Below are 17,388 nucleotides of genomic sequence, written 5' to 3'. Positions count from 1 at the left end.
CCGCGGTCACTCAGGGTGTTCTCACCTCGGGTGCGTATCTTCGTCGTCATGCGTTTCCACCTGATCCCCGCCGCGGTGCTGCTCGCCGGGCTCGCCTGCGTCGGCACGGGGGCGGCCGTCGCATACAACGACGACCCCGTGGTGCATGCGAGCTCCCCGGAGCAGCCGCAGCCGTCTGGCGGGCTCGGCGACGCGCGCAGCAGCCTGCGGCAGGCCAACCTGCCGCTGTCGTTCCTGAACAACGGGGTCGAGCAGCTCACCGACGGAAGCAGGCAGCTCGACGACGGCGCCCACCAGCTGGCCGACGGGCTGACCCAGGCCCGGGAGGGCGGCGGGCAGCTGTCGGCGGGGCTGGATCAGCTCGACGGCGGCGTCGACCAGCTCGGCGACGGCGCCGCGCAGATCAGCGGCGGCGTGGACGAGGTGGTCGACCGCCTCAACACGTTCGCCGGCATGCAGGGCACGATCACCGCACGGCTCTCGACGCTGGCCGACACCCTCGGATCGCAGCCCGGACCGGTGACGCAGGGCGCCGCCGGCGACCTCCGCGCCCTCGTCGACACGGTGAACAAGGAGGGCTTGGGGCCGCAGACGATGGCCCGGCTCGACCAGCTGCAGGGCGGGGCACGGCAGCTCTCCTACGAGCTCAACGACCCGAATGCCCAGTTCGTGGCCGGCATGACGCAGGCCGCCGGCGGCGCGCAGCAGCTGTACGACGGGCTCGTGCTGCTCGACGACGGCGGGCAGGCGCTGATCGACGGGACGGGGCAGCTCACCGAGGGCGTCGAGCCGGTGGGCAACATGGTCAGCGGCATCTCCGACAACGTCAAGGCCGCGACGGGGGCACTGTCCTCCACGTCGACGTCCGCCGCCCCGGCATCACCGCCCGCCGCACCGACCGTCGACGAGCGCGCGTGGTGGCCGTACGCGCTGATCGCCCTCGGCGCGGTGCTCATCGCGGTGCCCGGCGTCCGCGCCGCCGTCGTGTCGCGCCCGGCGCCCCGCCACGGCGGCTGACGGCGCGGCGGCTGGAGAGGAGAGACAATGGCGCCCGTGACATCGACCGACGACCCGGCCGCCCTCAAGGCCCGCGCCCGTGGCCGCATCGACGCAGCGCGCGGCCGCCTCATCGCGCTGAGCCGCGCGATCCACGCCGCCCCGGAGCTCGCGTTCGACGAGCACCGCGCGGCGCGGCTGACCGGCGAACTGCTGGCCGCCGAGGGGTTCGCCGTCGAGCACGGCGCTGGTGGCCTCGACACGGCGTTTCGCGCGACCTTCGGCGACGGCGACCTCACGGTGGGCCTGTGCGCGGAGTACGACGCGCTGCCGGGGCTGGGGCATGCGTGCGGGCACAACGTCATCGCCGCCGCATCGGTGGGCGCCGCGCTGGGGCTCACCGACGTCGCGGACGATCTCGGCATCCGGGTGGCCGTGATCGGCACCCCCGCCGAGGAACAGGGCGGCGGCAAGATCCGACTGCTCGAACGCGGCGTGTTCGACGCGGTGACGGTGGCGATGATGGTGCACCCGGAGGCGTTCGAGGTGCACCCCGCGGACGTCGCGACCCCCGCCGTCGCCCGCTTCGCCGCCACCTACACCGGTCGCCCCGCGCACGCCTCGGCCGCGCCCCACGAGGCCGTCAACGCCGCCGACGCCGCCGTGGTCGCTCAGGTGGCCGTCGGACTTCTGCGCCAGCAACTCACCGGCGACAGCCGGATCGGGCTGTTCGTGCGCGAGGGCGGCGAGGCCACCAACATCATCCCGGCGCGCACCGTCGTCGCATGCGAGGTGCGCGCCGCCACCACCGACGCGCTCGACGACCTGCGGCGACGCGTCACCGCCTGCTTCGAGGCCGGGGCCCTCGCAACCGGCGCGCAGCTGACGATAGAGCAGACGCAGCCGCCCTACGCCGCCCTCGAGCCGGACCCGACTCTGGCGCGCAGTTACGCGGCGAACGCCACCGCGCTCGGCCGCGCGCCCGCGGAGCGGGGCACCCGCACCGTGGGGTCCACCGACATGGGCGACGTCACCCGCGCGCTTCCCGGCATCCACCCGATGATCGCCATCCGGGGCGCCGAGAACCATCCGCACACAGCGGGATTCGCCGCCGATGCGGTGTCACCCGCGGCGGAGGACACGATCGTGGACGGGGCCCTGGCGCTGGCGTTCACCGGCATCGACATCGCGCTCGACCCGGAGGCGCGCGGACGGTTCCTTGATCGGCACCGGGCGCGGACGGGCCGGGCCTGACACTCACCGCCCGCCGCCGCGTCACTGTCCACCGCGTCACCTTCCACCGCGTCACCTTCCGCCGCGCACCGCAGCCTCCACGCGCTCGCCGATGCCGCCGTCGACGTTGCGCCAGTACTCGAACGCCCGCTGCAACACCGGCTCGGACACGCCATCCAGCAGGTGGCCGGCGATGTTCGACACCAGCCGCTCGCGGGCGGCGTCGTCCATCACCTCGCGGACCAGCGTCCCCGCCTGGCCGTAGTCGTCGTCCTCGGCGTGCAGGGACGCGGCCGTGCGCGTGAGCTCGCCGTCGGCGGGCCACCCGGCAGGCTCGCCGAACCGTGCCGTGTCCGCGGACGGCCCGCCCTTGGAGTTCGGCGCGTACACCGGGTCGGACGCGTTGTAGAAGCGCATCGCGCCGTCCTTCGAATACGAGTGCACGGGCGCGTTCTTCGGATGGTTCACCGGCAGCTGCCGGTAGTTCGCACCGATGCGGGCGCGGTGCGCGTCGGCGTAGGCGAACACGCGGCCGAGCAGCATCCGGTCGGGGCTGGGGCCGATGCCGGGGACCATGTTGTTCGGCTCGAAGGCCGCCTGCTCGATCTGCGCGTGGTAGTCCGTCGGGTTCTCGTCCAGCGTCATCCTGCCGACCTCGATGAGCGGGTAGTCGCTGTGCGGCCACACCTTTGTCAGGTCGAACGGGTTGAACCGATAGCCGGTGGCATCCCCGAACGGCATGATCTGCATGTACAGCGTCCAGCTGGGGTGCTCCCCGCGCTCGATCGCCCGGTACAGGTCGCGGGTGTGGAAGTCCCCGTCCGCTCCCGCGAGCCGGTCCGCCTCGTCCTGCGTGAGGTACTCGATGCCCTGGTCGGTCTTGAAGTGGTACTTGACCCAGAACCGCTCGCCCTGCGCGTTGACCCACATGTAGGTGTGGCTGGAGTAGCCGTTCATGTTGCGCCACGTCCGCGGGATGCCGCGGTCGCCCATCAGCCAGGTGACCTGGTGCGCCGACTCCGGCGAAAGCGTCCAGAAGTCCCACTGCATGTCGTGGTCGCGCAGGTTGGTGTCCGCCCTGCGCTTCTGCGAGCGGATGAAGTGCTGGAACTTCATCGGGTCGCGCATGAAGAACACCGGCGTGTTGTTGCCGACCATGTCGTAGTTGCCCTGCGACGTATAGAACTTGAGGGCGAACCCGCGCGGGTCGCGCCACGTGTCCGGGCTGCCCCGCTCGCCGGCCACGGTGGAGAATCGCGCCAGCATCTCGGTGCGCCTACCGGGCTGGAACACGTCGGCCTTGGTGTAGGCGGAGACGTCCCCGGTCACCTGGAAATGCCCGAACGCCCCGCCGCCCTTGGCATGCGGCTGCCGCTCCGGCACCCGCTCGCGGTTGAACTGCGCCATCTGCTCGATCAGGTAGGCGTCGTGCAGCACGATGGGGCCGTCCGGCCCCACGGTCAGGGAATGCTCGTCGCTCTCCACCGGTATCCCGGCATCGGTGGTGGTGGGTTTGTCGGAACTCATCAGGGCTCCTCCCGGTAGTGCAGGGCCTCCGGTGGCGCCGACCGCGTCCGCTCGGCTGTCGACCACCGGTGGTGATCACGCTGCACGGGGTACCCGGTTATCGGGTTCGTAACCACGCCGGACTCGCCGACGACTCCCGTGAGCGCTCTTCCCGCCGCGGGCTCATCCGCCCGCCACGTGACGTCCATGCTTGCCCTGCCTCCGGCCCGGGTCAACCGTAGGCGGCATTTCGGACCGCGGCACCGGGCGCCATATCGGCAAAAGCACCAGGTCGAACTGCACCCGTCCGAGGGCATCCGGATCCGTCGCCCCCTGGCGCATGCGCAGTCCGGCGTAGCGTTGAAGCATGGCCGACAGGGACGCGAAGTCCCACGACGCGCCGACACGCAGACGCCGCCGCAAGTGGCGGCTATCCCAGATCACCGTCAGCGCGCCGTCCGCGATGCGCCGTTCCATCACCGGCACCGCGGTCGGAAACTTCATGGAGTGGTACGACTTCGGCGTCTACGCGTACCTGGCGACGGTCATCGCCACCGTCTTCTTCCCCGGCAACGGATCCGGCGCGGCGAACATCGTGGGCACCTTCGGCATCCTGGCGGCGTCGTTCGTGGTGCGCCCCCTCGGCGGCGCCGTCCTGGGCCCGCTGGGCGACCGGATCGGCCGCAAGCGGGTGCTCACGATCACGATCACGATCATGGCGGTCGCGACGACCACCACCGGACTGCTGCCCGGGTATTCCGATCACGGCTTCTGGGGCGGCGTCGGCGTCTGGGCGGTGATCCTGCTGCTCGTCACCCGCCTGCTGCAGGGCTTCTCCACGGGCGGCGAGTACGTCGGCGCGATGACCTACGTGGACGAGCACGCGCCGGACCGCAAGCGCGGAATGCTGGGCGGCTTCCTGCCCACCGGCACACTGACCGGCTACGTCGTCGGCGCCGTGCTGGTCACCGGGCTCACCGCGGGACTCTCCGACGACGCCATGCAGTCCTGGGGCTGGCGGATCCCGTTCCTGATCGGCGCGCCGATGGGGCTGATCGCCCTCTACATGCGGCTGCGCCTGGAGGAGACGCCCGCCTACCAGAACCTCAAGACCGAGGACCGCGTTACCGAACAGGGCGCGGCGCATCAACTCCGCCGGACCATCATCGACCAGTGGCCGCAGATGTTGGTGTGCATGGGGCTGGTGCTGACCTTCAACGTCACCAACTACATGCTCAGCGGCTACCTGCCCACCTACCTCAGCGACATCGTCGACGTCCCGCAGACGGACGCCCTCATCATCGTCACCGTCGTGCTGCTGATCCTCGCTCTGGTCGTGGTGTTCGTCGCGCGGTTGTCCGACCGGTTCGGCCGAAAACCGATCATGTGGACCGGGTGCGGCCTGCTCGTCGTCGTGTCGGTGCCCGCCGTGGCGCTGATGGGCGCCGACGCCGGCGTCTTCGTGGTCTTCCTCGGCGTCCTGCTCGTCGGGCTGATGCTGCTGTGCCTCAACAGCACCGAGCCGTCCGTGCTGCCCGCGCTGTTCCCGACGAGCGTGCGGTACGGGGCGCTCGCGATCGCCTACAACATCTCCGTGTCGGCATTCGGCGGCACGACCCCGCTGATCGCCTCCGGCCTCATTTCGCTGACGGGCGACACTCTGATACCCGCGTACATCCTCATCGCCGCCGGCGTGATCGGCGCCGTCTCCGTGTACTTCACGCCGGAATCGGCGAACCGGCGCCTCCCGGGCGCGACGCCCACCGTCGCCACGAAGAAGGAGGCCCGGTACGTGGCCAAGGTCGGGACCATCGAAGACCCCGACTCCGCGGGGACCGGCGTCACCGAGACCCGGCCTCCGGAGGAGTGAGCCCGCGGACGGGCGATCGACTCTGTTCATTGCGCGTGACGAGCGGTAGGGTCGGCACCATCCTCGACGACGGTCCGAACGGGTCGGAGGCCCTTCATGAGCAGCGTCCGAGTACTGGTGGGCACGCGCAAGGGCGCGTTCATCCTCTCCGCCGACGGCGCGCGCACGGACTGGAAAGTCGACGGTCCGCTCTTCGCCGGGTGGGAGATCTACCACGTGGCCGGGTCGCCGGCGGATCCCGACCGGCTGTGGGCCTCGCAGTCCACCGGCTGGTTCGGCCAGCAGGTCCAGCGCTCCGACGACGGCGGTGCGTCCTGGGCCCCGGTGGGCAACGAGTTCGCCTACGCCGGCGCCGTCGGGGATCACCAGTGGTATGACGGCACCCCGCGTCCGTGGGAGTTCACCCGCGTCTGGCACTTCGAGCCTTCGCCCACCGACCCGGAGTTCGTGTGGGCGGGGGTGGAGGACGCGGCGCTGTTCAGCTCCGCCGACGGCGGCGCCACCTGGCTCGAGTCCCCCTCCCTGCGTGCGTGCCGGGGATCGGACTGGATGCCGGGGGCCGGCGGCCTGGGGCTGCACACCATCGTTCTCGACCCCACCGACTCGGCGCGCATGTTCGTGGCGATCTCGGCGGCGGGCGTGTTCCGCACCGACGACGCCGGCGCCACGTGGACTCCGGCGAACCACGGGCTGAACTCCGGCCACCTTCCCGATCAGGACGCCGAGATCGGCCACTGCGTGCACCGGATCGCGATGCACCCGTCCCGCCCGTCCACGCTGTTCATGCAGAAGCACTGGGACGTCATGCGCACCGACGACGCCGGCGACAACTGGTACGAGATCAGCGGCGATCTGCCGTCGGACTTCGGCTTCCCCGTCCAGGTGCACGCGCACGAGCCGGAGACGGTGTACGTCGTGCCGATCACCAGCGACGAGTTCCACGTGCCGCCCGACGGCCGGTTGCGCGTGTACCGCTCACGCATGGGCGGCACCGAGTGGGAACCGCTCACCGCGGGTTTGCCGCAACAGAACTGCTACGTCAACGTGCTGCGGGACGCGATGGCGGTCGATTCACTCGACTCCTGCGGCGTCTACTTCGGCACCACCGGCGGCCAGGTGTACGCCTCGCGCGATTCCGGCGACACGTGGGATGCGGTGGTCCACGACCTGCCCGCGGTGCTGTCCGTGGAGGTGCAGACGCTGCCGTGACTCCACCGACCGCGGACGGCGCCGAAACCCGGGAGGACACCCGGGTGCGGGTGGTGCTGCCCGGGCACCTGTGCGTGCTGGCCGACGTGGACGGTGAACTGACGCTGCCCGCAATCGCACCGGTGACGATCGGGTCGGTGCTGGACGCGGTCGAGGAGGCGTATCCGGTGCTGCGCGGAGCGATCCGCGACCACGACGCCGGCGCGCGCCGCCCCTACGTGCGCTACTTCGCCTGCGAGCAGGACTTCTCCCTAGACCCGCCAGGCACCCGGCTTCCGGAGCCCGTCGCCGACGGGCGCGAGCCGTTCCTCATCGTCGGCGCCATCGCCGGCGGGTGACCCGCCGCGCACCGCCCGTCCCGTCGGGCGGGAGATCGCGTCTCGGCGAGTGCGTTCACGACACACATGCGCATAGTGTGGTGCTTACCACAGTTCGATCTCGGTGACGGCGGGAAGGACACGTGCAATGACGCTCTCAGCAGACGGTTCGGCAAGTGCGCGCATGATCGACAAGGAGGCGCCGCCGGAGCGGTTCGCCCGCGGCTGGCACTGCCTGGGCCTGGCCCAGGACTACCGCGACGGCAAACCCCACTCCGTCGAGGCGTTCGGCGGCAAGCTCGTCGTATGGCAGGACACGGAGGGGAAGCTCAACGTCCTCGACTCGTACTGCCGGCACATGGGTGGGGACCTGTCGCAAGGCACCATCAAGGGTGACGAGGTCGCCTGCCCGTTCCACGACTGGCGCTGGGGCGGCGACGGCAAGTGCAAGCAGATCCCCTATGCCAAGCGTGTGCCCATGCGCGCCCGCACCCAGGCCTGGCCCACCATGGAGCAGGACGAGCTGCTCTTCGTGTGGAACGACCCGGAGGGCGGCAAGCCGGAGGAGTACATCCCCGTCATCCGCACCGGCGACGACGAGTGGACCGAGTGGCAGTGGAAGACGATCATCATCGACACCAACTGCCGCGAGATCGTCGACAACGTCGTCGATTTCGCCCACTTCTTCTACATCCACTTCTCACTGCCCACGTACTTCAAGAACGTCTTCGAGGGCGTCACCGCCACGCAGTACATGAACGGCGAGGGCCGCGAGGACATGCTGCCGCCGGGCGTGGACCGCGCCAAGGTGTCCCAGGGAAATTCTTCGGTGGCCTCCTACTACGGCCCTTCGTTCATGGTCGACGAGCTCTGCTACCACTACACGGGCTACGACGTGGAGACCAAGCTGATCAACTGCCACTACCCGGTCACGCCGGACAAGTTCGTTCTGCAGTACGGCGCGACGGTGCGCAAGACCCCCGACATTCCCGAGGGCCAGGCGGAGGCGATCACCGCGTCCAACGTCGGATTCATCACCAAGGGCTTCGAACAGGACGTGGCCATCTGGCGCAGCAAGGCCCGCATCAACAATCCGCTGCTGTGCGAGGAGGACGGGCCGATCTACCAGCTGCGCCGCTGGTACGAGCAGTTCTACGTGGACCGCGCCGACGTCACCGCCGACATGACGGACCGCTTCGAGTTCGAGATGGACCCCACCAAGGCCAACGAAGCCTGGCGCGCACAGATCGCGGAGAACCTCGCCAAGCGCGAAGCCGAATCCGCACACTGAACGCTGAACGAAGGAAGGTCCGCGTGATGTCGATGCAACCGGTCGCCTGCGGCGAGTGCGGCGCGCGGGTGGGCGTGCACAAGCGCAACAGCCAGCACACCGCAGTCCAATGGCACGGCGACGCCGTCGAACGGTGCAAGTGGTTCCAGGTGGCCCGCGCCGCCGGTGAACGCTCGGCGGCGGGCACCCTCAGCTGCTATGCGTTGTGCGCGAGCATCGACCAGGCCGTGCGCGAGGGGAACGTCAGCGTCCGCGACGAGGACGTGCTCGGCTACAGCGGCGTCGGCTCCATGGAGGAGGCCGTCGGGGCCGACTCCCCGCCGTGAAGCCCGCGCCTCACTTGAACGCCACCTCGTTGCCGCGCAGCGACGGCGCACCGATCACCGTCGTCCACCCCGGAATCGACGCCGCATCCGCACCCGACGCCGCCGCATACACCTGCGCCAACGCGTCCTGCTCGGACTGCGAACCCCGGTACTGCGACGCCGGCTCCGCCGCGTACATCGGATCCGGCGGATACAGCGTGGGCGCCCCGCCCGTGTTGATCACCGGCGGCTGATACGACCCGTCGTCGAGCGGGCCGTCGATGGGCGCGGGGAAGTTCTGGCCGGGCACCACCGGGTAGCAGCGGGGCGTGCGGGAGTCGAACCATCGCGGCTCGTCCTGGTTCGGCAGGTAGCGGCCCCGCGGGTTCACCAGCTCGAGCGTCACCCGGATGCCGGGGTTCTCCGTGCCGGCACCCACGACGCCCTTGGCGCGGTCGTGCAGCTTGTCCATCTCCTCGAGGGTGCAGCCGAACGCCGGCGACGCGTCCGCGAACACCTCCAACGGCCGCACCGACTGCGCCGACACCGCCACGAAATCCCCGCGCGTCCGATCGATCAGATCCGAGGCCGCCCGCGCCGTATCCGCACCCGCCAGCAACAGATCATGGATCCGATCCTGCATATCCACCACCGTCTTGCTCGTGGTCCGCAGATTATCGAGCGCATCCACCAGATCCGGCGCCGCCGTCGAATACGTCCGCGCGAAATCCGCGATCCCCCGGATATCCGCCTTCACATCCGGCAACCGGTCCACCACCCGATCGGTGATCTCATCGAGCTGCTCGATCCCCCGCCCGATCGCATCCCCCTGCCCCTCGAGCATGTGATTGATCGCCGTCAACGTCACCGACAGATCCTGCGGCGGCACCGCCTGCAGAATCGGCAACACCGTATCGAGCATGTGCCCGATCTCCACCGCATTGCCCGACTCATCCTGATAGATCGTGTCCCCCTCCGACACGTGCCCCGACGACCCCTTCGGGACCTGCAACGCCACATACCGCTCGCCGAACAACGTCTTCGGCAACAACCGCGCCGTCGTCTCCGGCGGCACCTCACGCGCCAGCTCCGGATCCAGATCCAACCGCAGCACCACCTTGTCCCCGTGCGCCTGCGTCGAACCGACCGTCCCCATGATCACCCCCCGCGCCTTCACATCCGCACGCTCGGGCAACGCATTACCCGCACTGTCGGTCACCAGATAGATGCTCGTATACGTCGTGAACGCCTTGTTGTACTGCAACACCGTCACCGCCACGAACCCGATGACCAACGCGATCAGGACCACCCCCAGGGTCCGGCGGCGCGCGACGGACGTCTCGAGCAGGGTGAACGATTCCGAACTCACTATCTGGCCCCCGCGCGTCGTCCGTCTGCGGTCTTCGCGCCCGCGGCCCGGCTCCGGCGGAGCGCCTCGTCCGCAGCACTGCGGGCGCTGCAGACGCGAAGATTACTGTTCCTGTCGGTATCACGATAACGGGGCGCGCGGCATCCTCCGCGCCGGGTACGCGGTGCACCGATGCATCCGATCATCCGAGTGACACACGTCACCACCTGCGCAAACGGAGCAGATCGGTAGTCGTTCGCGGTGGCCGACAGCGTCAGCCGGCCTCGACGAGCACGACGCCCGCGGCGATCACCCCGATGCCGACGAGCATGCGCCTGGTCAGCGGATCGCCCCAGATCGCCCGGGCCAGCAGTGCCACCATCGCGATGCCGGCGGCCGTCCAGATGCCATAGGCCACGCCGATCGACATCCCGGCCCTCAGCGCGCCGCCGAGAAACCCGAACGCCAGGACGTAGCCGGACACCACCGGAACCAGCCACGCCTTCTTCACCAGCCCACGGGAGGCGCGCAGCGACAACGTCGCGAACAGTTCGGCGGCGATGGCCGCCGCCAGCCACACGCCCGCCATCACGGGACCCGCTCGGACGCGTCCCGGCCGGAATCGGGCGACCCCGTCTCGACCAGCACCACCCCGACGATGATCAACGCGATGCCGGCGATCGCCGCGGCGCTGAGCGTCTCGCCGAAGATCACGGTGGCGAGCACGGCCGTGAGGGCGACGCCGCTTGCACCCCAGATGCCGTAGACGACGCCGATCGGCAATCCCGACCGCAGCAGCCACGACAGAAGTGCGAAGGCGGTGATATACGCGGCGACGACCAGCGCGTACCACGCCGCGTGCTCGGTGGCCGCGCGCAGCGACATGGTGCCGAGCACCTCGGCCCCGATGGCGCCGGCGAGCACCAGCCACCTGTTCATACCCGCTCCAGCTTCGCATCCGCACGGTCGATGGGCGCGCACCACGTGGAGACGTCGCCGGAAGATCCTCGGGGCGACGCGCAGGGTGCATGGCCGACGATACGGACATTGTCGAACATGCCATTCGACGCTGCTCGAACCGCGCACCGGTTGCTGCTACGTCCGGATCGACCCGGCGCCTTGACGCCTCCCGCGCGCGGCCTCCTCAGCCGAAGATCTTCTCCGTGTACTTGGCGATGAGGCCGGTGTAGAAGCGGGGGGCCGCGCGCACGAGCAGATCGAGAGCCTTGGCATCGTTGCCGACCAGGACGCGTGCGCGGTCGTCCTCCACGCCGTCGACGATCGTGCGGGCGGCCTTGTCGGCGGGCAACTTCAGCAGCTTGTCGTTGTAGGTGCGCACCCGGACCCGGTCCCGGTCCGTCGGCACCTCGCCGCGCGACTCGGCCTGCGCGAGGGCCGCGGACGCGATGTTCGTCTTGACGCCGCCGGGGTGCACCACGGTGACGGCGACGGGCCGCTGGTCGGCGAGCATCTCCGCGCGGAGCGTCTCCGTGAATCCGCGGACACCGAACTTCGCCGTGCAATACGGCCCCAGCTCCGGCTGCGCCATGATGCCGTTGAGGCTGGATATGTTGATGACGTGGCCGTCGCCCGACGCGATGAGGTGCGGCAGGAACGTCTTGGTGCCGTGGATGACGCCCCACAGGTTGATGCCCAGGACGCGGTCGAACACCGCGTAGTCGGAGTCCAGGATCGAGTGGCTGCCGCCGGAGATGCCGGCGTTGTTGTAGATCTGGTGCACCACGCCGAATCGGGTGACCACATCCTGCGCGAAGGTCTCGAAATCCGCGCGGCTGCTCACATCCAGGTGTGAACCGGACGCCTCGGCACCGAGCGCCCGCACCTGCCCCTCGGTCTGCGCCAGCCCGCGGTCGTCCACGTCGGCCAGCGCCAGCTTCGCGCCGCGCCGCGCCAGTTCCAGCGCCAGCTCGCGCCCGATCCCCGACGCCGCACCCGTCACCACCGCGACCTTGCCGCTCACGCTTCCCATCCGCGCCTCTCCGGTCCACCGGCGCCGCGCCCGGCGCCATGGTTACTCATCGGGTTTCCCATCCGTGTTGCGCACGACAGTATCGGACCGGACGCCGTGCCGAGTCGATCCCGGGCTCTGGCGACGGGAAACCTGAATCCCGCCGGGTTCCGGTGGTAGAAAAGCGGTATGGCGCATCTCAAGGTGATCGGCGACGACCTGGTATTGCGGCTTTCCCCGCTCGAGGTCGCCGGTGCCATGCACCGTTCAGTGCGGGTGCCACTGCACTGTGTGGCGTCGATCGCGCCGTCCGACCTCATGTGGGGGGAACTGCGGGGACTCCGCGCCCCCGGGACCGGGCTGCCGCGGGTGATCGCGCTCGGCACGTGGCGATCAAGCGGAGACAGAGACTTCGTCGCGGTCTACAGGACCTCCGGCGTGGTCATCACGCTCGAGGACTCGGAATGGTCACGCCTGCTGGTGTCGTCCACCGACCCCGACGCCGTGTGCGCGCGGATCCGGCAGGCGCTGCACGGCCAACCGTCCACCGGGTCGGCGGGATGATCGCCGCCGTTCCCCGTGCGGCGGCAGCGGCGGCGGCATTGCCGGATCCAGCGGTCCGCGCTGCCGAGTTCGGCGGTTTCACGTGAAACCGCCCGCGCCTGACAGCAATCGCCGATGCTCGGGACCGACACGGTGACCGGCCCAGTGCGCCCGCCTCCCGGCATCGGAGTCGTCAACGCACTCCTCGCCGCCCGGATGTCCACCAAGTCGATCTCCGCCGCGCCGATCCCCGCGTCGCTCCTCGTCCGGCATCTCAGTGCCGCCGTCGGCGAACGCGCGGATGGGAGTCGCGGCTACCCCTCCGCGCATTCCCTCTACCCGGTGAACGTGTTCGTCGCGGTCGGGCGCGTCGACGATCTGCGTGCAGGCGCCTACCGATTCGACAGCGCCCGACACTCGCTCACACCTGGCGCCGGCGGGGACCATCGGCGCGCTTTAGCGCAGTCCACGCTCGACGCCGGGTGGGCCGCGCACTGCCCAGCCGTCCTGGTATTGGCAGCGGACCTCGACGCAGCCGACAGGGCGTTCCACGCCCAGGGTCCGGGACGCGGTGCGCGGTACTGCTGGGCCGAAACCGGCGCGGTCACCCAGAACGTCCACCTGTGCGCCGCCTCGCTCGGGCTCGGAACGGTCTTCCTCGGCGGGGTGAACGACGATGCGATGCGCGTGGCAGCCGGGCCGCTCATCGGAGAAACCCATTCCGTTCTGGGCCTGATGCCGCTGGGCTTCATCCCCGACTGACACCCCGAATGTCACACCGCCTCACGCCGCAGCCGCGGCGGGTGCGTGCCGATCACTCCGATGCACCCGATCTCCCAGGAGCACCCCTTGACGGACCCGAACATCCCAGCGCCGATGGACGACGCCGACCGCCTCGCAGACCCGTCGATGATCGAGTTCATCCGCCGCATACGAGATCCGCTCGCCCGGATGCAGATGGAGCATCAGTTCGCAGTCGACGAGGTTCTCACCAAGGTCTCGATCCTGCGCCGGGAGTTCCTCCACCTGCACCGGTACAACCCCATCGAACACGTCGGCTCCCGCGTCAAGTCGACGCCGAGCATCCTCGACAAGGTCCTGCGCCGCGGCATCGAACTATCCCCCGAAGCCATCCGCGCCGGCATCACCGACATCGCCGGGGTCCGGATCACCTGCAGCTTCATCGCCGATACTTACCGCATCCTCGACACTCTCACCGCACAGGCCGACGTGCGGGTGGTCACGATCAAGGACTACATCGCCGATCCCAAGCCCAACGGCTACAAGAGCCTGCACGCCATCCTCGAGATCCCCGTGTTCCTCACGACGGGCCCCGTCCCCACCATCGTGGAAGTGCAGATCCGCACGATCGCCATGGACTTCTGGGCGAGCCTCGAGCACAAGATCTACTACAAGTACGAAGGCGCCGTCCCCGCACACCTGACGGCCGACCTGTCGGATGCGGCCGAGGTCGCCGCGCAATTGGACCGCCGGATGGAGCACCTCCACCAAGAGGTCCGCACCGCCACCCCGCCCTCGGACGACGCCGTCGCCATCGACGTGCTGGACGAGAAGCTGCTGCGCCGCATCAGGGAACGCATCCGCCACCAACAGCGGGGAAACGAATGACGCGCACTGAATCCCCCGGCGGGTCCGGCTTCGCGGGAGGCGCCGTACCGGCGGAGTTGCCGGACGAGCACCACCTCGCCCTGGTCGGCGGGGAGATAGCCGCGCCGCTCGACGGTCATCGGCGGGCCGCTGCTGGTCCTCCCACCCTGCGATCAGCGGTGGACACCTGGGCCTGCCCGGCGGATAGAACCACCCCATGAAGGTCTACACCGGGACAGACGCAGCACTGCCCCCCACTGCGGTGGCCGCGCTCGCCCGCCGCGCCGAGGCGGCAGGCTACGACGGCATCCACGTCTCCGAAACCATCCACGACCCGTTCCTTCTCGCCCACGCCGCGCTGCAGGCGACCGAGCGGATCGTCGTGCGGACCTCCGTGGCGCTCGCATTCGTCCGAAGCCCCCTGCTCACCGCATACACCGCGTGGGATCTGGCGAAGATCTCCGGCGGCCGCTTCCACCTCGGGCTCGGCAGCCAGGTCCGCCAGAACGTCGAGGAACGCTACGGAATGCCGTGGTCGGCGCCCGCAGACAGGATGCGCGAGTACATCGGAGTGCTCCGGGCGGCGTTCGACACCTTCCACACCGGCGAGCTGCACTCGTATCAAGGCGAGCACTACCGGTTCACCCGGATGCAGCCGTACTTCAACCCCGGGCCCGACGACGACACCCCGGCGCCGCCGATCTACCTCGGCGGTGTCGGCCGGCGCATGCTGACCGTCGCCGGTGCCGTCGCGGACGGACTGGTCACCCACCCGACCAACTCCGACCCGCGCTTCCTCGCCGACGTCTGCCTGCCCGCGCTGCACACCGGCGCCGCGGAGACCGGCCGGTCGACAGGCGATTTCGAGCTCGTCGCCGGGCTGCAGGTGATCACCGGAGCAACCGACACGGACGTGGCGGCTGAGCGCGAGCGCCGCCGCCGTCTGTTCGCGTTCCTCTACTCCACACCCGCCTACCGCGGCGCCCTCGAACGGTGCGGGCTCGTGGGGCTCCAGGAGCAGCTCGCGTCGCTGGTCCGCGCGGAGGATTGGGGCAGACTCCCCCATGTCGTCACCGACGGGGTGCTCGACGCGGTCATCCCGACGGCACGCTATGACCGGCTTGCGGAGACCATCACCGCTCGACTCGCCCCGATCCGCGACGTCGGCATCGCCGTAGGGGCCACCCTCGCGCTACCCTCCGATCCCGCGCACGACCGGCTCATGGCCGGCGTCGTATCCGACTTGCATCGCAAGCGGTGAGACTACGCGCCGCGGTCTGCGAGAATGGCCGGCGTGAGTACAGGTGAAGCCCGGCGTGCAGGACGACGGCGGGACCCGAGCCTCGACCCCCGTCTGCTCTCCGGCGCCATCGAAGTGTATGCGCGCGAAGGTTGGCGGGGTTTCACGTTCGACAAGGTCGCCCGCGTCGCCAACGTGGGCAAACCGGCGATCTATCGGCGCTGGGCGACGCGCGAATTGCTTCTGGTCACCGCCTTCAACCGGACCCACTTTCCTACCGCCCGCGACCTCGGATCGTTCGAGGACGACGTCCGCGACTTCGTCGAACAGTGGCTCACCTGGTACGCGACGCCGTTCCTGCCGCAGGCCGGCAGCCGTTTTCCCGCCGATTGCGCGAGCAATCCGGAGTTGGCCCGCCTCTACGACGAGATCGTCATCGCTCCCCGCGGCAAAGCCGTTCGCGCGGTCACGCGCCGTGCGATCGACCGCGGTGAGGTTCATCCGGATCTGCCTGCCACGCTCCTCCCCGACATCGTGTTGGGAAGTATGAACATGCACTGGGCGTTCTCCCCGAATCGCGAGTCGCCGGAGTTCGCCGAGAATCTTCGGAACCACGCGTCGGACCTCATCACGGTCCTCATGCGGTCGTTTCTGCGCTGAGCGATCGCTGCGACACCGCCGTCGCCCGCACCGAGGTCAGGCCGAGATCACATGAATGCGTTCTCCCGGCCCCCATCGAGCCTGCGGGGATCGATCGTCCGCCCCCGCACCATGGCGTGGACCAGATAGGAACCCACCACGTTGCCGTCTTCACTGAAGATGAGGCCGCGACCGCCCACCAGGCCCCGGCCCGCGTAGACGCTGGGATTCACGTACAGATGCCATTTGCGCGGATCGTAGTCCGCATGGATGTTGATCGTCGTCGTCATCACGCCGGTCGACAGGTCCTCGTGGGCCAACGTCTCGCCCACGCCGGCGTGCGGGCGCATCGATGCCGCGATCGTCCAGTGCGTCACCGGCTGGACCAGCATCGCGAGTCGCAACGCTTCGCTCGACGGAAGGTCGCGGTACCGGATCCACGCGCAGATCTCCGGGTCGCCGACCTCGTCGCGGTCCGCGAGGTATGCGCCGTGGACAGCACGGATCTCCCGACCGGTCAGACCGAAATCGCAGGGCACGGACTCTGCGGGCCCGGGCACCGCCGGCATCGGCGCATCATGGGCGATGATCGGATCGGCGCCGCCGTCGAGGAGAACCAGACCGGTGACTTTGGCGTCGCCGTCCTGCGCCAGATCCACGGCGACGGTGCTGAACGACTTCCCACGCTGCACGAACCGCGTCTCAATGGCAGTCTCCTTGACGAAAGACACAGGGCGCATGAAATGTGCTGTGGCCGAGATGATCCGCTTGTCCGGTTCCGTCTTCGCCGCAGCGACGAGGAATGCACCCAGCGACTGCCCACCCTCGACGACGTCGCGCTCGGTCTCCGGGCCGACAGGAACCGCGAACCGGTGCCGCCCGGACGGTTCGACCGCCATCATCCCCAGCACTGTGCGCACGTCGCCCCAGATCGGGAAGTCCGTCTCGACGATCGAACCGTCCGGCCACTGCTCGACCACGACCACACGGATCTTCTCGTGATAGAAGGCCACTCGCGACGCGAGCGCATCCATGCCCTCCACCGGCACCGGGTATCCCCATGCCGCGTCCGTGATCGCGTCCGCCGTCCGGCCGGCGGAGACCGTGAAGTACTCCGCTGCGCCTTTGAACTTGCAGGACGTTTCGGTATCACTGCTCGTCAGGCGATCCCAGTGCACGTCATCTCGAGGGAAGTAGAGCCGGTCGGGATGGCCGGACTCCTGCACCACGACGCATCCCGTGCTGTCGGCGAGCACGAGTTCGCCGGCATAGGCGCGTGCATGCCAGTCCACCGGGCGCACGGTGATGCGGTGG

18 protein-coding genes are annotated in these 17,388 nt (G+C 69.5%); 12 read left to right on the top strand and 6 right to left on the bottom strand.

Features of this window, described 5'->3' with window-relative positions:
- Positions 1–48: 48 nt before the first annotated feature.
- Positions 49–1,017 carry a hypothetical protein gene (locus FO059_RS00180; RefSeq protein ID WP_143905339.1) on the top strand — a complete coding sequence of 323 codons (969 nt, stop codon included), beginning with the start codon at positions 49–51 and terminating at the stop codon, positions 1,015–1,017.
- Between the two features lie 27 nt (positions 1,018–1,044).
- A complete protein-coding gene (locus FO059_RS00175; protein ID WP_143905338.1) occupies positions 1,045–2,250 on the top strand; it encodes an amidohydrolase in 1,206 nt (401 codons plus the stop codon).
- Positions 2,251–2,301: 51 nt separating this feature from the next.
- On the opposite strand, the gene FO059_RS00170 is transcribed toward FO059_RS00175, so the two are convergent.
- On the bottom strand, positions 2,302–3,756 hold the full coding sequence (locus tag FO059_RS00170; RefSeq protein WP_143905336.1) for a catalase: 1,455 nt from the start codon (positions 3,754–3,756) through the stop codon (positions 2,302–2,304).
- Positions 3,757–4,198: 442 nt separating this feature from the next.
- On the opposite strand from FO059_RS00170, the gene FO059_RS00165 reads away from it, so the two are divergent.
- The 5 genes from FO059_RS00165 (at position 4,199) to FO059_RS00145 (ending at position 8,748) form a co-directional block, all read left to right on the top strand.
- A complete protein-coding gene (locus FO059_RS00165; protein WP_143910290.1) occupies positions 4,199–5,605 on the top strand; it encodes an MFS transporter in 1,407 nt (468 codons plus the stop codon).
- Between the two features lie 96 nt (positions 5,606–5,701).
- On the top strand, positions 5,702–6,814 hold the full coding sequence (locus FO059_RS00160; protein ID WP_143905334.1) for a WD40/YVTN/BNR-like repeat-containing protein: 1,113 nt from the start codon (positions 5,702–5,704) through the stop codon (positions 6,812–6,814).
- Complete coding sequence (locus FO059_RS00155; RefSeq protein WP_199257173.1) at positions 6,811–7,152, top strand: MoaD/ThiS family protein; 342 nt, start codon at positions 6,811–6,813, stop codon at positions 7,150–7,152. The genes FO059_RS00160 and FO059_RS00155 overlap by 4 nt, the downstream gene beginning before the upstream one ends.
- A gap of 127 nt (positions 7,153–7,279) precedes the next feature.
- Positions 7,280–8,422: a Rieske 2Fe-2S domain-containing protein gene (locus tag FO059_RS00150; RefSeq protein WP_143905332.1), complete on the top strand. Its 1,143-nt coding sequence runs from the start codon at positions 7,280–7,282 to the stop codon at positions 8,420–8,422.
- 26 nt (positions 8,423–8,448) lie between these two features.
- On the top strand, positions 8,449–8,748 hold the full coding sequence (locus FO059_RS00145) for a hypothetical protein (protein WP_143905330.1): 300 nt from the start codon (positions 8,449–8,451) through the stop codon (positions 8,746–8,748).
- Between the two features lie 10 nt (positions 8,749–8,758).
- Here FO059_RS00145 and FO059_RS00140 read toward each other — a convergent pair whose 3' ends face one another.
- The 4 genes from FO059_RS00140 to FO059_RS00125 all read right to left on the bottom strand — a co-directional run bounded on the left by FO059_RS00140 (position 8,759) and on the right by FO059_RS00125 (position 12,065).
- Positions 8,759–10,096, bottom strand: a complete 1,338-nt coding sequence (locus FO059_RS00140; RefSeq protein ID WP_235671100.1) for an MCE family protein — start codon at positions 10,094–10,096, stop codon at positions 8,759–8,761.
- A 253-nt stretch (positions 10,097–10,349) separates the two neighbouring features.
- Positions 10,350–10,664, bottom strand: coding sequence for a DMT family transporter (locus FO059_RS00135; protein ID WP_143905328.1), 315 nt, complete (start codon positions 10,662–10,664; stop codon positions 10,350–10,352).
- Positions 10,664–11,014 (bottom strand): DMT family transporter, encoded by a 351-nt coding sequence (locus FO059_RS00130; protein ID WP_143905326.1) that lies wholly within the window; start codon positions 11,012–11,014, stop codon positions 10,664–10,666. The genes FO059_RS00135 and FO059_RS00130 overlap by 1 nt, the downstream gene beginning before the upstream one ends.
- Positions 11,015–11,219: 205 nt before the next feature.
- Positions 11,220–12,065, bottom strand: coding sequence for an SDR family NAD(P)-dependent oxidoreductase (locus FO059_RS00125; RefSeq protein ID WP_143905324.1), 846 nt, complete (start codon positions 12,063–12,065; stop codon positions 11,220–11,222).
- 168 nt (positions 12,066–12,233) lie between these two features.
- Here FO059_RS00125 and FO059_RS00120 point away from each other — a divergent pair, with 168 nt between their 5' ends.
- From FO059_RS00120 to FO059_RS00100, 5 genes are all read left to right on the top strand, one after another.
- Positions 12,234–12,608, top strand: a complete 375-nt coding sequence (locus FO059_RS00120; protein ID WP_143905322.1) for a hypothetical protein — start codon at positions 12,234–12,236, stop codon at positions 12,606–12,608.
- A 114-nt stretch (positions 12,609–12,722) separates the two neighbouring features.
- Entirely contained in the window at positions 12,723–13,349 is a 627-nt protein-coding gene (locus FO059_RS00115) for a SagB/ThcOx family dehydrogenase (RefSeq protein ID WP_143905320.1), read from the top strand.
- A 114-nt stretch (positions 13,350–13,463) separates the two neighbouring features.
- The gene (locus FO059_RS00110) at positions 13,464–14,216 is read left to right on the top strand and encodes a GTP pyrophosphokinase (protein WP_143910287.1); all 753 of its coding nucleotides are present in this window, start codon (positions 13,464–13,466) and stop codon (positions 14,214–14,216) included.
- Positions 14,217–14,412: 196 nt separating this feature from the next.
- Positions 14,413–15,456, top strand: coding sequence for a TIGR03617 family F420-dependent LLM class oxidoreductase (locus tag FO059_RS00105; RefSeq protein ID WP_143905318.1), 1,044 nt, complete (start codon positions 14,413–14,415; stop codon positions 15,454–15,456).
- A 24-nt stretch (positions 15,457–15,480) separates the two neighbouring features.
- The gene (locus FO059_RS00100) at positions 15,481–16,095 is read left to right on the top strand and encodes a TetR-like C-terminal domain-containing protein (protein WP_143905316.1); all 615 of its coding nucleotides are present in this window, start codon (positions 15,481–15,483) and stop codon (positions 16,093–16,095) included.
- Positions 16,096–16,142: 47 nt separating this feature from the next.
- On the opposite strand, the gene FO059_RS00095 is transcribed toward FO059_RS00100, so the two are convergent.
- Positions 16,143–17,366 carry a DUF427 domain-containing protein gene (locus FO059_RS00095; RefSeq protein ID WP_158726650.1) on the bottom strand — a complete coding sequence of 408 codons (1,224 nt, stop codon included), beginning with the start codon at positions 17,364–17,366 and terminating at the stop codon, positions 16,143–16,145.
- Between the last annotated feature and the right edge of the window lie 22 nt (positions 17,367–17,388).

The sequence above is a fragment of the Tomitella fengzijianii genome, assembly GCF_007559025.1.
Classification (GTDB): Bacteria; Actinomycetota; Actinomycetes; order Mycobacteriales; family Mycobacteriaceae; genus Tomitella; species Tomitella fengzijianii.
Note: the sequence above shows the minus strand (reverse complement) of the source record. Positions and strands in the feature narration are given on the sequence as shown.